This window comes from Clostridium hominis (genome assembly GCF_014287825.1).
GTDB classification, from domain to species: domain Bacteria; phylum Bacillota; class Clostridia; order Clostridiales; family Clostridiaceae; genus Clostridium; species Clostridium hominis.
The window spans coordinates 48097-64220 of record NZ_JACOOO010000022.1; the positions used below are offsets into that span (position 1 = coordinate 48097).

At 28.4% G+C, this 16124-nt stretch carries 17 protein-coding genes; 6 read left to right on the forward strand and 11 right to left on the reverse strand.

All coding sequences use genetic code 11. The features are described 5' to 3' along the window. Positions 1-5: 5 nt before the first annotated feature. On the reverse strand, positions 6-362 hold the full coding sequence (locus H8S20_RS10900) for an RNA polymerase sigma factor (RefSeq protein WP_186860121.1): 357 nt from the start codon (positions 360-362) through the stop codon (positions 6-8). A 3-nt stretch (positions 363-365) separates the two neighbouring features. Next, on the reverse strand, positions 366-2093 hold the full coding sequence (locus H8S20_RS10905; RefSeq protein ID WP_186860122.1) for a carboxypeptidase-like regulatory domain-containing protein: 1728 nt from the start codon (positions 2091-2093) through the stop codon (positions 366-368). A gap of 122 nt (positions 2094-2215) precedes the next feature. On the opposite strand from H8S20_RS10905, the gene H8S20_RS10910 reads away from it, so the two are divergent. Further along, positions 2216-2923, forward strand: a complete 708-nt coding sequence (locus tag H8S20_RS10910) for a superoxide dismutase (RefSeq protein ID WP_186860123.1) — start codon at positions 2216-2218, stop codon at positions 2921-2923. Then, entirely contained in the window at positions 2898-3065 is a 168-nt protein-coding gene (locus H8S20_RS10915) for a hypothetical protein (protein WP_186860124.1), read from the forward strand. Before H8S20_RS10910 ends, H8S20_RS10915 begins: the two co-directional genes overlap by 26 nt. A gap of 50 nt (positions 3066-3115) precedes the next feature. On the opposite strand, the gene H8S20_RS10920 is transcribed toward H8S20_RS10915, so the two are convergent. Beyond that, positions 3116-4291, reverse strand: coding sequence for an MFS transporter (locus H8S20_RS10920; protein WP_186860125.1), 1176 nt, complete (start codon positions 4289-4291; stop codon positions 3116-3118). A gap of 221 nt (positions 4292-4512) precedes the next feature. On the opposite strand from H8S20_RS10920, the gene H8S20_RS10925 reads away from it, so the two are divergent. Together H8S20_RS10925 and H8S20_RS10930 are read left to right on the forward strand one after the other, a co-directional pair. Next, positions 4513-5769 (forward strand): MFS transporter, encoded by a 1257-nt coding sequence (locus H8S20_RS10925; RefSeq protein ID WP_186860126.1) that lies wholly within the window; start codon positions 4513-4515, stop codon positions 5767-5769. Positions 5770-5802: 33 nt separating this feature from the next. Then, entirely contained in the window at positions 5803-6918 is a 1116-nt protein-coding gene (locus H8S20_RS10930; protein ID WP_032117919.1) for a winged helix-turn-helix domain-containing protein, read from the forward strand. Positions 6919-6928: 10 nt separating this feature from the next. On the opposite strand, the gene H8S20_RS10935 is transcribed toward H8S20_RS10930, so the two are convergent. The 4 genes from H8S20_RS10935 to H8S20_RS10950 all read right to left on the reverse strand — a co-directional run bounded on the left by H8S20_RS10935 (position 6929) and on the right by H8S20_RS10950 (position 10457). Continuing rightward, a complete protein-coding gene (locus H8S20_RS10935; RefSeq protein ID WP_186860127.1) occupies positions 6929-8125 on the reverse strand; it encodes an AMP-binding protein in 1197 nt (398 codons plus the stop codon). 93 nt (positions 8126-8218) lie between these two features. Beyond that, complete coding sequence (locus H8S20_RS10940; RefSeq protein WP_186860128.1) at positions 8219-9346, reverse strand: acetyl-CoA C-acyltransferase; 1128 nt, start codon at positions 9344-9346, stop codon at positions 8219-8221. Beyond that, positions 9339-9893, reverse strand: a complete 555-nt coding sequence (locus tag H8S20_RS10945) for a biotin transporter BioY (protein WP_032117917.1) — start codon at positions 9891-9893, stop codon at positions 9339-9341. Before H8S20_RS10945 ends, H8S20_RS10940 begins: the two co-directional genes overlap by 8 nt. Further along, positions 9894-10457 carry a hotdog family protein gene (locus H8S20_RS10950; RefSeq protein ID WP_186860129.1) on the reverse strand — a complete coding sequence of 188 codons (564 nt, stop codon included), beginning with the start codon at positions 10455-10457 and terminating at the stop codon, positions 9894-9896. It lies immediately after the preceding gene. A 58-nt stretch (positions 10458-10515) separates the two neighbouring features. Between H8S20_RS10950 and H8S20_RS20700 the strand changes: the two genes are divergently transcribed. Then, positions 10516-10638, forward strand: coding sequence for a hypothetical protein (locus H8S20_RS20700; protein ID WP_279288179.1), 123 nt, complete (start codon positions 10516-10518; stop codon positions 10636-10638). A gap of 158 nt (positions 10639-10796) precedes the next feature. Here the strand turns inward: H8S20_RS20700 and H8S20_RS10955 are convergent, their stop codons facing one another. The 4 genes from H8S20_RS10955 to H8S20_RS10970 all read right to left on the reverse strand — a co-directional run bounded on the left by H8S20_RS10955 (position 10797) and on the right by H8S20_RS10970 (position 15128). Continuing rightward, entirely contained in the window at positions 10797-12020 is a 1224-nt protein-coding gene (locus H8S20_RS10955) for an NAD(P)/FAD-dependent oxidoreductase (protein ID WP_032117915.1), read from the reverse strand. Further along, positions 12017-12433: a 4Fe-4S dicluster domain-containing protein gene (locus H8S20_RS10960; RefSeq protein WP_032117914.1), complete on the reverse strand. Its 417-nt coding sequence runs from the start codon at positions 12431-12433 to the stop codon at positions 12017-12019. The genes H8S20_RS10955 and H8S20_RS10960 overlap by 4 nt, the downstream gene beginning before the upstream one ends. A gap of 10 nt (positions 12434-12443) precedes the next feature. After that, positions 12444-14519, reverse strand: a complete 2076-nt coding sequence (locus H8S20_RS10965) for a molybdopterin oxidoreductase family protein (protein WP_186860130.1) — start codon at positions 14517-14519, stop codon at positions 12444-12446. Between the two features lie 129 nt (positions 14520-14648). Further along, on the reverse strand, positions 14649-15128 hold the full coding sequence (locus H8S20_RS10970) for a peptidoglycan recognition protein family protein (protein ID WP_186860131.1): 480 nt from the start codon (positions 15126-15128) through the stop codon (positions 14649-14651). Positions 15129-15321: 193 nt separating this feature from the next. Between H8S20_RS10970 and H8S20_RS10975 the strand changes: the two genes are divergently transcribed. Further along, on the forward strand, positions 15322-16107 hold the full coding sequence (locus tag H8S20_RS10975; protein ID WP_186860132.1) for a Cof-type HAD-IIB family hydrolase: 786 nt from the start codon (positions 15322-15324) through the stop codon (positions 16105-16107). Positions 16108-16124: the final 17 nt, after the last annotated feature.

Here is a 16124-nt window from a genome sequence, read left to right on the forward strand (position 1 = left end):
CGATGTTAAATTTTTAAAATAATATCTTCTGTTTCCTTATTATCTTTAATAAAATCTATATAGAGTGAAATATCGTCATAAGAATTTTTCTTTTTCTTTTTTAAAATATCAAAGCATGTATTTATAGTGATCTTATATATCCAAGTATAGATATTTGCATCACCATTATAGCTTTTTATATTTTTAAAGACCTTAATAAATACCTCCTGAGTTGCATCTTCAGCCTCTTCTTTATTTCCAAGCTGTACAAAGCAAAGCTTTAATATCTTATTACCATAAGCTTCAATAATTTCATCAAATACAGACTCGCTATTAACGCTTACTCTGTTTACTAAATCTCTACCCTCTAAAGTGCTAACCATAATTTACTCCTGCCAATTATAATAAGACCTCATAGCCTCATCAAATCCTGTACAATTTATTTTCTCTAGCCTATCTACTAATTCATCACCAAATTTAGTATCTTTTCTATCATAAGCAATTCTCATTAATGGATACATATATTCCTTATTATTTGGCTCTTTTTTTAATGCTTCTAATAACCAATTATATCCTTCTTCTATCTTACCATCTTTTATAAGCTTTTCCCCATGATTAAGTTTTTTCTTTTTTATATCCAATTTAATTGGATTAATAGATCTTGATAATACTTTATAATCTTTGTCATAAGCTATAACATTAATCCATACGTCTTTCTCCTCTATTCCACCTAAAATAGATTTTGATGTAATAACTGTATTGCCATTTTCATCTTCATCATAACTTAGAAAAGAATATGCTTGTAATGATCCATTAGTTAAAGGTATTCTTATTTCCTCTTCATTATAGCTAGCTAAATTAACTGCATTTATGCCTACCCCATTCATCATAAACATTATTCCATAGCTTTCAGCTTTATCAACTTTATCGTAAGATACTATTATCTCATCTTTTTTATAGTCTGTTACAACAGACTTAACATTTATCTCTTTATTAAATGTTATATCAACATTTACTTTTTCTCCACCGCCAACATTTATAGCCCTTTCTGTTTCCCTTCTCGTTACTCCATCTACAAATACAGAAGGTATGCCTACAACTATTTCATAATCTTTATCTGGATAAACTTTTTCGAATATAAACTCTCCATTCTTATTTGTATAAACCATTTGTGATTCATTATAGTTATTATTAGCAAAGTTTAAAACACCATTATCATAAACAGAGAATCCTAAGCTTTGGATTTTTATAAATACCTTTGCATTTGCTATAGGGGTATTACCGACTAAAACTCTTCCTCTCACTTCTCCATACTCAGCATCCTCTAAATCAAAGTCATCATTATCATACATTCTAATATTTCTAACAAAATCTATATCTTTCAAAATATTTGTACTCGCTATTTTTCTATTTTTATCTGCACTAATTTTAAGCTTTTCATTATATTCATCGGTATAATATATAGTTGATGGTTCTGTTGGTATTTTATCAAAATCACCTTTTAAATAGTTTAATCCATCTTTATAACTTTCTAATAAAGGCAAATAGTCCATACTACTATCACATATTTCAATTCCCTTATCATAATAACCAATTTTTCCATAGTAAACTACTTCGTTAATCAAAGCCATCTGCCTAACTAACTCTGACTCACTCTCATTAGCCTTATTAATTAATTCAAATGCTTTATCACTATTCCCCAATGTCATTTCTAAATTAATAAGTGCATTTAAGTTATTAACATAGTATCTATCATCTTCCCCTAACTGTATACCTTTTTCAAAATAATCTCTTGCAATTTCTGCTTGCTTCACATTCCTATTATTACTTGAATTTGCAGTTATTCCACTTGGATAAAAGTATAATATCTCTTTTATATAATTGTAATTTCCCATTCCAAGCATATAATAAATTTTACCCATATTAGTCTTTACTGTTGGGTAATGCTCATACAGCTTTAAAAATCCTATAGTATACGTACCTACATTTTCATTTCCTTTATCTAAATTCCTATATCCCCAATCCCCTATGAAATAAAATACATATGGTATTGTAAAAAACAATATAAATAACGCTAATAAAATTGTTTTTACTTTAACTCTAACAACTTTCATAATTGTTCACCCCCACTTGTACTATATAATCTTAGACTAATTCTTTTATAAAAAGTTTCACTTTCAAAAAAATTTTTATAAAAATATTTATTAAATCCATACTAATAATAGAGGTGATACAAATGAAAAAACTTTTTACATTTTTATGTCTATTTTTAACCTTCTTTAGCTTAACATCATCTATCTGTTATGGTGAAGAATTAGAGAATAACAAATTTACTCTTAATCCATTACCATATGATTATGATGCTTTAGAACCATATATCGATAAGGAAACTATGATTCTACATCATGACAAACATCAAAAAGCCTATGTAGATAATTTAAATAATGCGATATCAAAATATCCTGAATTATATTCAAAAGGATTAGAGGGACTATTAACCAATGTGGATTCCCTTCCTAGCGATGTTAAACAAACAATTATAAATAACGCTGGAGGAGTTTATAACCATGAATTTTTCTGGTCTATAATGGCTCCTGAACAACCAGGCGTCCCTATGGGTGATATCTCAAAAGTAATAAGTAAAACCTTTGGATCTTTTGATGATTTTAAAACTAGATTTAAAATAGCTGCCATAAATAGATTTGGCTCAGGGTGGGCTTGGCTAGTTTCAGATAAAGAAGGTAATTTATCAATTATTAGTACTGCTAATCAAGATACTCCTATAACTCAAGGCTTAATACCTATAATAGGAATAGACTTATGGGAACATGCTTATTATCTAAAATACCAAAATAAACGTGGAGATTATATAGATGCTTGGTGGAATACTGTAAACTGGGACCAAGCACAAAGAAACTATGAAGCAGTGGTTGCTCCAAGATAAATATTCAGCTTTGCTAAAGAGAATTATTGCTTCTCCAGAGAAATATTCACTTCGTGAAAATAAATATGCCTTTGGCAGAGAAATATATGCCAAAGGCATATATTTCTCTGTAGCTAATACCAAATATTTCTCTTTAACGTAGTCGAACATTTCTCCTATCCCTAGACAATACTTCTCTTTTGATCCAACAAACTACTCTACTTTTCTTATAAATAAAAATGCTATTATCATAAAGAATAGCCCATATGCAAACATCCACTTAAAGCCTATTAGGTCAAATACAACTCCAAGTAACGGTGGTGATACTATATTAGCTATTGATGAAAATAAATAATACATTCCTGTAAATGTTCCCAAGTACCCAATGGGTGACATCTGAGCTACAAATGGATATGAATTTATATTAATCATTGCCCAAAATATTCCTAAAGCTACAAAGAATACTCTTATAATTAAAATATTTTTTATAAAAATTAAAATAAAAAATACAGCCATTGCTCCAATTAATCCAATAGTTATAGTTTTCTTCTTTCCTAGCTTAGTACCAATCATCCCTGCTGGAATCGCAAAGACTAGAAAGCTTAAAGATATAAATGTAAAACTAAAAGCAGCTGCACTTACATCTATTCCAAGATACATTTCTCCATACCTAGTAAAAAAAGTCTCTATTCCGTTATACCCCATAAACCAAGCACTTATGGCCATAAGTAAAAACTTAGTGCTTGGATTTTTAAAAGCTACTTTAAAACCTTCTTTAAAATTAATCTTCTTTTCTGCTTGCTCATAATTTATTACATCCCTTTTTTCCTTAATACAAGTAAATAGTATTATAAAAGATAATAATACTAAAGCTCCAGCAAGGTAAAATGGATATTTAGGACTTAGGTTCCAAAGAATTGACCCTATAAAAAACGCTATAAGAGAACCTATTCCCCCCATAAAATTAATTATGCTATTTGCCTTACTTCTCTCTTCTTCTGGAGTTATATCTGGCATAAGTGCAATAACTGGTGATCTAAATAAACTCATTGAAAGGTTCATTAAAAGTAATGCTGCAACCAGAGTTGCTAATCCTTTGTAATTTGGAATTAAAAATATAAATAGTACAGCTAAAGGCATCCCAACCATTAAAAAAGGCATTCTTCTTCCAAACCTCGTCTTAATTCCATCACTATACATTCCAACTGCTGGTTGAATAAATAATGCAAAATAATTATCAAAGGTCATAATAAATCCTATAATAGCTGAGCTTGTAATAAAGTTACTTAATAACTTAGGCATAAATGCATTATATACCGACCAGGTTATACTAGTAGCAAAGAAACCAAAGCCAAGTAAAAACGTCTTTTTATAATTTAACTTCCCCATTCTCTTTCCCCTCACTTCAATAAATTTTTTCTTAAAATATGTACCTATAATTAATATCTCACTTCTATCATATGCGTCTATTACTAAATACATATTAACTTTATGTTAGATATAAAAAAATTATAAATTAGATATTTATCTAATATATATTGATATCTATCTAATATAATGTTAATATTTAACTATATTAATTTTCCATAATATCAAAAGGGGGCTTGCATATGTTTGTAGAAGAAAAAGGAAAGAAACTTGGATATGGTTCAATAATTAAAGAAAAAAACTACTTATTTTATTTGTTAGGGCAATTAATATCAAGGTTTGGGGATTCTATTGATACAATTGCTTATGGATGGATGGTATATGAGGTAACAGGTAAAACTTCACTTATGGCTTTACTTTTCGGTATAAATGCCATTCCTACGATTTTATTTCAACCTATTGCCGGCGTTATTATAAGTTATAAAAAGAAAAAAAATGTGCTTTTTATATGTAATTTGGGTCGTGCTGTTGTTGTTACTATTACTGCTTTGATGTTTTTAAGCGGTACTCTTAGGACTTATCATTTATTTATATTTACATTTATAAATTCAACTTTTGAAGCTTTTCAATCACCTGCATCTGTATCAACACTTCCTCTTATATTAGATAAGGAGCTTTTCTCTTACGGAATGTCTTTAAGTTCCACTCTATCAAGAGTTGTTGAGTTAGTTGGTTTAGCTATAGCATCAGGAATAATTGGTTTAATAGGAATTAGTGGTGGCATGATTATTAATGCCCTTAGCTTTTATCTATGTGGAGTGTTTATGTTGCTTGTAAAATATAGAAATGAAAAACTACAAAAGCAACCTCTAGAATTAAAAGGGTATTTCCACGACTTAAAAGATGGATTCAATTATATGACTAAAACTAAAGTTATATTATCGATTTGTCTCTTCGGGGCCTTCTTTGGAGTTTTACTTCTTCCTTTTAATACTTTAAACATTGCTTTTATTGGCGATGAATTGAAGCTTGGTCCTAACGCTGTTGGAGTAGCAAATTTTACACTTACTATAGGTATGATTTTAGGTAGTTTAATTTTTCCAAAGCTAAAAGAAAAATTTAAAGGTATAAATGTTTTTGTATCTTGTGGAATACTTTTTGGTATCTGTTATTTTTCATTCCCACTTCTTAAGATTTCAGCAAATATTTCTATCACATATATACTATTAGCTTTACTTTGTATTCTATTTGGGCTCACAGCTGGAGTACTTATGACACTTATAAATGTTGCTTTTATGGAATGTATAAAAGAAGAATTCTTAGGAAGAGTAGCTGGAGTATTTAATGCATTAGTAATGGCTGCTACTCCTATTGGCTCACTTTTAGTAGCTAGCCTTTGTATATTTTTGAATACATCTACCTTATTTTTAATCTTTGGAATAGGCACAATAATTTTATTTATACTTCAAAGATTTAATAAAGGATTAAGTGACATATAAACTAACTTTTACTGTAGAGGAGAGATAATTTTAATGAATTATATTATTAAAAAAGATATAAATCCTATCTATGAATTATTCAAAACATTTTATTACTTAGCTAATGAAGATGAAGAAATAGAATCATTTAATAAAACTCTTGATAAAGAAAGCTTAGATAAAGATAAATACAAAAAGAATAATTTAAAAAACTTTCATAAGTTTATTGATAAATTTAAAAAACAAAATAAAATACCTATGGATAAAATTCAATTTTATTTTAAAGATATAAAAGATAGTGATTCTAAAACAAATAACTTTTTAGCTAATATATTTTTAGTTAATTTAGATTTAGAAGATCTGCAATCTGTGAAAAAAAGAATATTATCTTTGCCAACTAGTGAATTAGAAAGTAATTTAATAAGAGATATAATTTCATTCTTAGAAGATATTTTTGATTCAAACTCTTTAAAGTCTATTAATTCAAAAGAGTCACTTTTAAAGTTTCTAATATCAAATAGTAAAAATCTATCTCCAGAAATAAAATGGAATTTAACTGTATTATTAGAAGATAGCAGAAAACACTTACTAGAATTGATATCTATAATAACTGATTCTTTAGAAATATTTAAAAATACATTTTCCATTTTGGATAAAGATAAAGAGATCTTTATTAAGGAATTAAATACTACCTTTAAAGAAAATCCAGACTATTTAACTTCATTATTTGGTTTTAAACTTGATAATGATTCTATTTTAAATATATATCCATCTATGATTAACTTTAAATCTATAGATATTACGTATAATGAAGGAAAAATTAGCGCTATACCTGGTAGATATAATTGCTATTTCGGATATAAATTTAAGGAACTAATAGCCTTAACTAATGGCAAAAAAAATGAATCTGAATTATTACAAGATAAATTAAAGGCTTTAGGAGATAAAAGTAAATATGAAATATTAAAAATGCTTAATAATGGTCCTATGTATGGTCAACAGATTGCTGAAAAGCTTTCTCTTACCACTGCTACTATATCTTATCATATGAACTCTTTAGTTTTATGTGGACTTGTTAAATTAAATAAAGTTGATAATAAAATTTATTATAACTCAAATAAAGATGAAATTAATTATTTCTTAAAAAAATTAGGAGAAGAACTTACTTAATGTTCTCCTCCTATATATTCTTCAAGTTAATTATATCTATTTTACCATTAACGTTTAATTGAATATTATCTAATATTATTATCTTAGGCACCTCGTACTTAATCAAATTTCTCCTTAAGTCTTTTATTATTTTACCCTTATCAACATTCTTCTCTCTTAGAACTAATGCAGCATATACTTCTTCTCCATGGATAACATCTTTCTTAGAAAATACTACATATTGATCTAAATAGCTTAACTTACTTAATTCATTTTCTATATTTTTAAGACTAATCTTTACTCCACTTCTATTAATAACATTATCATATCTTCCAATTAAAATAAGCTTATGATCATAAATATACCCTTTATCACTAACCTTATAATAAGCCCTATATCCGTATGCTAAATAAGGACTGTTTACATATAAATCATGTCCTTCATTTTTAACAATAACTTTTGGAAATAGAATTCCTTTAGTATAGTTAAATTCATCTTTAAAAATGTTATAAGATATAAAACTTGTTTCACTACAACCATAATATTCAACTATCTTTCCATTACAAAACATATTTCTCATATCTTTTATAATAGAAATGTCTAGTTTTTCTCCTGCACTTACAACACTTTTAACATCACTTAAAACTCTATTATCTCTTCTTAACATAATTTTGTATTTGCTAGGAACTAAAAAGATTGAATTTACTTTTTCTTTTTCAATTATATCAATCCAGCTTTTTATCATCTTCTTTTCGCTACTTATTACTGTAGCACCTAAATAAATAAAGTGAATTAAATAATTTAGATTTGCAGAAAAATTTAAAGAACCATGAATAAAGCCTATAGAATTCTTATTTAAATTAAATATTTCGCTTTGATAATCAAAACATTTAATCCAACTTTCCTCACTTCTAAAAATAATCTTTGGTAAGCCAGTAGTTCCCGAAGATAAAACTCCAAATCCATCAAATTCAAAATTATCTATCTTTTTTGAGAACATCCCTAAATCATCTTTTAGAATGCTAAGATTATATTTCTCCTTAATTAATTCAATAGTATCTCTAGGAATCTCTATATTAATTAAAATAGGAATATTTTTAGATTCTAATATACCTATAAAATATACTATCTGTAAATAAATATCACTATTCACTATTCCTATTTTTCTATTTCTAATCTTCCTATCTATAAGCTTATCTTTTATATTATTAATATCTTTTAACAGCATTTCATAGGTGTACTTTTTTCATCACAAATAAGAAATACTTTTCCTTTATTATTTCTGACTACTTTTCTAACTAAATTATAAAAAGTCATAATCCTAAATCCTCTCTATTAACATAGATACTCCTAATCCACCGGCTGAAGCTATAGATGCTATTCCATATTTCCCTTTTACTACTTCCAATGCTTTTAATAAATGTAAAGTTATTATTCCCCCAGAAGCTCCATAAGTATGTCCGTATGCTAAAGCACCACCAAATATATTTAGCCTTTCATTAATATTATATTTTTTATTTATTAATGCACTTATAACTGCAAAAGCTTCATTAACCTCAAAATAACTAATATCATCACTTGTAAGATTATTACTTTTCAATAGCACATTTATTGAGTATAAAGCTGCTTCTGGACTATAATCTGGATTTCCTGCTGATTCTTCAAAATCTACTATTCTAAAGCTACCTTTAATATTATTATCTTTTAAATATTTTTCTGAACATAAAACTAAAATAGCAACACCGTCATGAGTTAAGCAAGAGTTACCTGCAGTTATTTTATTTCCTTTTCCTAATATAGGCTTAACTTTACTTAATAATCTTTCATTAATATTATCTCTTATTCCTTCATCATTGATTATTCCATTTATAGGTGCAATTATATCACTAAGAACTTTACTGTCCCTAGCCTTCATAGCCTTTTTATGACTTTCAATAGCGTACTTATCTAGCTCCTCTTTAGTAAATTCATACTTCTCTGCAACTCTTTCAGCACCTTTTATCATTACAAGTTCATCATAATTTTCTGGTGAAAATTTAGCTACTTTATATTCTTTATTATTCTTTGAATATTTAGGATGATTTTTGGCATAACTTCTTGTAGGTTCCATAGATGTACTTTCTACCCCACCTACTAATATTAAATCCTTTAATCCAGCTGCAATCTTACTATATCCAATAGCTATACTTTCTAATGATGAAGCACATTGCATGTCTATTGTGTAGGAAGGAATATTTAAATCAGCATTTAAAGAACATAATCTAGCTATATTCCCTCCTCCACCTACAGAATTCCCCAAAACTATTTCTTCAATATATTTTAATTTAAATTTATCTATAACATCTTTTATTACCTTAGAAGCTAAATCTTCAATTAAAATATTTTTAAATATACCATTGGTTATACCTATAGGACTTCTTAATCCTCCCAAAATATAAACATTACTCATTACCAACTCCATAAATCTTATTAATCCTTACACCTATAAATGATGCTAAAACACATTTAATAAGATCCCCTGGAATAAATGGCAATATAGAAACTTTTAGATTTTCCATAAATGATAATCCATTATAATATCCCATCCAAGCAGCTCCACAAATGTATATCATGGTCATACCTACAAATACAGTTAATATTATTGATTTTTTTAAATTTAAATTCTTTCCTTTTATTAAAGTAATAACGAGTACTGTTAATAAAAACCCTAAGAAATAACCGCCACTAGGTCCTACTAAAGTTCCAACACCAGACCTTCCCCCTGAAAATACTGGCAATCCAATTGCTCCAATAAGATAAAATACAATTATTGATAATACCCCATTCTTAGTATTCATTGTAATAGCTATTAAATTAATTATTATAGTTTGTGATGTTAACATTATTGGCGTAAATGGTAGGGGAAAAGCTATATATGATGATATGCATAAAAGAGCAACCATTAATCCAATAGCAGTTATATCTCTAACTTTATTTTTCTGTGCTACATTAATCATTTATTTAAATACTCCTTTTATAACTATTTTATTTATAGAAATTATTGATATAGTATCTCTATCTATATTGATAGAAATTTCTTCATTTACATATACCGGTCTTAAAAATCTAATTTCTAACTTTGAAAATTCTATTTTCCTATCCTTTAAATAGTTATCTATATAATTTAACAAAATCATACCTGGTACTATTAAATGTCCTTTGTCATGTAGTGTATTCTTATCACCAGTAATATTAATGAACTCTTCCACCTCTTTATAACTTACCTTTGCTAATAACTGCTTTTTATCCTCTATAGAGATGTAGTCGTCTTTTAATTTACTATTATTCCTTGGCCTTATTAATGTAATATCACAACTTATGCATTTCTTATCATTATCAACTATATAAGCCGAACATCGTTTATATAGTTGTCCATCTTTTGTAACTTCGCTTTTTATAGAAGCCATCTTTTCTTCATAATCATAATAAATATTCAAAACTGCTTTTCCTATAAAAAAGCCATTAACTCTTTTATCATATAACTTTCCTAATCCCTTAGCTAATTCATATATCCTATCCATCTCATCCTCCTTTTAATTAAAATACAGTATTTTTATTTGATTGTCAAACTATTTGTTTGTGAATATATGTAGTCTTACCTTTAGCAAGAGAAATGTTCAGCAAGCTGAAGATAAATATGTAGCTAAAGCTACAGAGAAATATTTTGCTTATGCAAAAGAAAAATGTATGTATACGACATAGATAAATATTGGCTTACGCCAGAATAAATAAATGCCTGCGGCATAAATCTTGTATCTGCCGTAGGCACATTTCTCTACACTTTTGATGTATATTGCCTTATCAGAAGGACATATTTCTCTTTATCAAAGTCAAATATTTCTCTTTTGCTTTAGCAAACTTTAATAAGTATATTCAAGATTTTCTTTTATATTAAAAAAATCTGCATAATCTATATCAAACAATGGTTTCTTTACTTTTGATACATCTATTTTTTCTTTTATAAGCTGAGTTAAAACACCTGCATAAGATAAATCCCCTTGGATTATAGCACCGTAAATCTTTCCATCCTTATATATAACTTTTTTATAATCCTTACCATCAAAATCTACTTCTTCTTGATATGAATCATCTGGTTTAACTACAACCCCTAAAGACATAGTTGCTAACCCTAAAAAATTCATTGTATTTTTACTACCAAAGAAATCTGTCATGTATAATTCTTTGCCATACATATTATTAGCTGCTATTATTCCTTCCTTTACTGCTGTTGGCCATATAGGATTTCTTCCTGTAATATCACCAGCACCATAAACGTCCTTAGTATCAGTTTCACCTTTTTCATTTATTATAAGTCCAAATTTATCTGTATCTATTCCACTATCTTTTAAAAATCCAATATTTGATCTTACTCCGGTACAAGCTATAACTAAATCACAAGGTATTTTATCTCCTGTATTTAAAAGTAATTCTACTGGGTTATTACTTTGGTCTAAAACTAGTTTTTCAGCTCTTACTCCAAGCTTTAAATCCACACCTTTATCTGTAAGCATATCTTGATAAACCTTAGCTGCATAACTATCTAATTGAAGTGGTAATATTCTATCTCCCATTTCAACCATAGTTAACTTAACATCATAATCTACAAGACCAGCTAACGCATCAACACCTACAAGACCAGCCCCTAGTATAACTACATTTTTGCATTTTTCTGCTACCTCTTTAATTTTAATGGCATCATCTAAATTTCTTAACCCTACAACATTATTCCCTTCCCTTAATCCTGGTACTGGTGGTATAAATGAGGATGATCCTGTAGCTAATAACACCTTATCATAGCTTAACTCTTCACCATTATCTAATTTTAATTTATGTTCCTTAGGATCTATGCCTATAACTTCAGTTCCTTTCATCCATTCTATATTATATAAATCAAAGAACTTTCTTGGGGTAAAATCTAAATCTTCTATAGTTCTTCTTCCATCTAAGTAATGATGAAGAATACACCTAGAATATACATAATCATCTTTTGAAATTAATATTATTTCAGCTGCCTTATCTAGCTCTCTTAAAGTTTTTGCTCCACTTATTCCTGCTGCTGATGCCCCAACAACCACATATCTCATATCTCATCTACCTCCTCTAGTGTTATTGCCGCCATAGGACATTTTGCTACACATTGAGGGTATCCACTTTCTGTTTCCCTACACATATCACATTTCATTACTTCCCTATTATTCAAATGATCCATTTTTAATACACCATAAGGACACGCCATTATGCACATAAAGCAACTTGCACATCTTGACTTATCGTATAAAACAAGACCACTTTCATTATCTCTTCTCATTGCTCCTGTCATACATGTATAAACACATTCTGGTCTATCACAATGTCTACAAAATATTGGTGAATATCTTCCTTCACTATTTATAGCAATTCTACTTCTTGTATCTTCTGAACCATGGGATACTATGCAAGCTGTCGTACAAGTCAAACATCCAATACATTTTTTCCTATCTATTTTAATTCTCTTCATAATTAATCACCTAACTTACTTTCTCTATATTAACTGGAACTAACTTATAAGAAGGTTCCTTTGAATATGTATCAAAAAAAGATGGTAATAATGCATTAGCTTCAATATAATGCATAGGTGCATATATTTCTCCCTTTTTAACTGTTCTAGAAAGTTTAGCTATAAATTCTTTGCTTACACCATTTGCAGAATTTACTCTAACTTTATCATTTTCTTTAATATTTAACTCTTCTGCAAGTTCTGGATTTATATTTATATAGGCATGTTCTGGTACTATAGCGGTAACAGCAGGTATTTCCCTAGTTCTAGTTTGAGTATGCCATTGCCCTACTGTTCCTCTTCCTGTATTTAATACATAAGGATATTCTTCAGATAATTTTATTGGCCACTCTGCTACATCTTCATATATAAGCTTTGCTTTTCCACTTGGAGTATAAAACTTTTTATCTTCAAATAATCTTCTTTCATTACATTCTAACTTTTCACCAGCTCTAAATGGCCATTGTACTCCCTTTGAGTTAGTAATCATATCATAAGTAACTCCTGTAATATCACAAGGCATACCCCTGCTACATTCCTTCAATGTCTCAAATGCTATCTCTGGAGTTCTCCATTTATCTAAAAGACTTCCCATACCAAGAGCCTCACCTATTTTCAAGAATATGTCATAATCAGTGAGTTCATCTTCATTCTTTTCAAGTACTGGATTTATAGTAGATAATCTTCTCTCTGTATTTATAAGAACACCTTTTTTCTTAAGTCCTCCAGTAGATGGCAATAATAAATGACAATATTTAGTTGTATCTGTTTCACCATACATATCTTGAACTACTAAGAAATCTATTTTCTCTGCTGCTTTTCTAAATTCTTCATTATTGATCCATGATGATCTTGGATTCGTAGCAACTACCCATAAAGCCTTTATTTCTCCTTCTATAACCTTTTGAATTATAACATTATAAGGTATTGTTGGCTTTTTAGGCAGCATTTCTTCACCTATATTTAAAGCCTTAGCAACAGCTTTTCTTCTTGTTTCATTATCATAATCACCACCACCATAAAGCCCAGTAGTATTACTATATACTCTTGATCCCATAGCATTGCATTGGCCTGTTATAGAATTAGCTCCTGTTCCTTCTCTTCCTATATTTCCTGTAATAAGTGCTAGATTGATTATTCCTTGGGCTGTTCTTACAGCTTGATAACTTTGATTTACTCCCATAGTCCACCAGAAGGATACTTTCTTACCATTATGTATTATCTCAGCAAGCTCTAGAACTCTTCCTTTAGATATTCCTGTTTTCTCTTCCACATTGTCTAAAGTGTACTTTTTAACATGTTCTTTGAAACCATCAAAATCTTCTGTGTGATTTTCTATAAACTCTTTATCAATCCATCCTTTTTCGATTAATACATTTGCTAAAGTATATAATAAATATAAATCTGTCTTAGGTCTTATATCTATCCATATATCTGAATTACATGCTGTTTCTGAACGTCTAGGATCAATAGTTATTATCTTTGCTCCTGGATTATTTTTGACTCTTCCCCAAAGTATTGGATGGGCAACTACTGGATTTGCTCCAATAAATATAATTACATCAGATACTTCTAAATCATGAAGTGTGTATGGCGGAGCATCAAATCCAAAACTTTGTTTATAAGCTACAACTGATGTAGCCATACAAAGCCTTGTATTACCATCACCATTTCCACCTAGATAATTTCTTCCTATATGTCCTATAAGAGCCATTTCTTCTGTTGCAAGCTGACCGGTACTTATAAATGCTACACTCTCTTTGCCATATTGCTCTTGTATTTCTTTTATTCTCTTTGCAAAATACTTGCAAGCCTCATTCCATGATATTTGATTCATGTTTCCTTCTTCGTCTCTTATTAGCGGTAATACTGGATTATTGTACTTTGTATTTTGTTTATCTAGATTTAATCCCTTAATACAACAAAATCCATTATTAACAGGATATCCTGCTGTAGGTACTACCTTTACAATATGATTATCTTCCACATGAAAATCTAAATTACATGCAATAGAACAATAATTACAAGTTGATTGTATTACTTTCATTTTATTTATCACCTCTCTCATCATCTTATTTTTAGTAATCTTTTATTCTATTATGCACACAAAAAAAGATAGGAAAATTCCTATCTTTAATACTAAATCTATTTATTCTATTTTCGAATAAGCATACTTTTATTTAATTTTATCTAATCTTTCAATTAATAATTCTCTAAACTTATCCATATCAAATAATAATCCTGGACACGTCTTCTCTACACCTTCAATTTCTCTATGTCCTATCACTCTAATAGGTTCAATATCATAATTAATCATAAATTCTAAACAAATATCTACTAAGCTTTCGATTTGTTCTTCAGTAGGTAAATCTTCATCAAAATTCCCCGCTAAAGCTATTCCTATTGAGTCCCTATTATGATTTTTAGCATGTGCGCCTACATACATACCCCTACCTTGAAATATATCACCACTTTTTTCAATAAAATAATTATATCCAATACCCGCCCACTTAAATCTCTCTATATGTAACTTATGAGTAGATTCTACAGTTAAGTTAGGATTATGAGTATGGTGAATAACTATTTTTCTTGGCTTATCAATTTTCATTAATTCCTCATTAAACTTTAAATCTATTACATTTATTTCTCTTTTCATAAATTATCCCTTCCTATGTACTTATACCTTGTACTTTTATAATTATATACTTATAAATTATATTTTACTATTTTTCCAAAATAATTTATATTTGTTTCGAAAATTCATCTTGTAAAACAATAAAAAACAATATAAACTGTAATCAAACAATAAAGTTTAATAAATTATATTAGATATTCTCGGAGGATTTTAAATGATAAAATTAATTGCAACAGATATGGATGGAACACTATTAGATTCAAATAATAAAATCAATCCTGAGTTTTATGAAGTTTTTGAAAAACTTAAAGAAAAGGATATTATTTTTGCTGCTGCATCTGGAAGACAATATTATAATCTTGTTGACAGATTTGAAGATATTAAAGATAACATGATGTTTATCGCAGAAAATGGTACTTTTGTTATGCATAAAGGTAAGGAAATTCTTCTTAACTCTTTAGATAGAAGAATTGCTTTAGAACTTATAAAAATTGGACATACTATCGAAAATGCTTATGTTATTCTTTGTGGAAAAAAAGCGGCTTATATAGATAATACTGATAAAAGATTTATGGAACAAGTCAATAAATACTATGCAAAAGTTAAAATTGTAGATGACCTTTCAAAAGTTCATGATGATATATTAAAAGTAACTATCTGTGACTTCAATGGTTCTGAAAATAATAGTTATAAATACTTTACTGATTATAATGATAAAGTTCAAATTGCAGTTGCCGGTGAAATTTGGCTTGATATGATGGCTAAAGGCGTAAACAAAGGACTAGCAATAAGCAAACTACAAAAGTTATTAAATATTAAGCATGAAGAAACTATGGTTTTTGGTGATTATTTAAACGACCTTGAAATGATGCAAAGTGCTTATCATAGCTATGCTATGGAAAATGCTCACTCTGACTTAAAGAAAGTTGCTAGATTTATGGCGAAGTCAAATGATGATAATGGTGTTGTTAGAACTATAAAAGAAAAACTAGAATTGTAAAATATAATAAGGGTTAT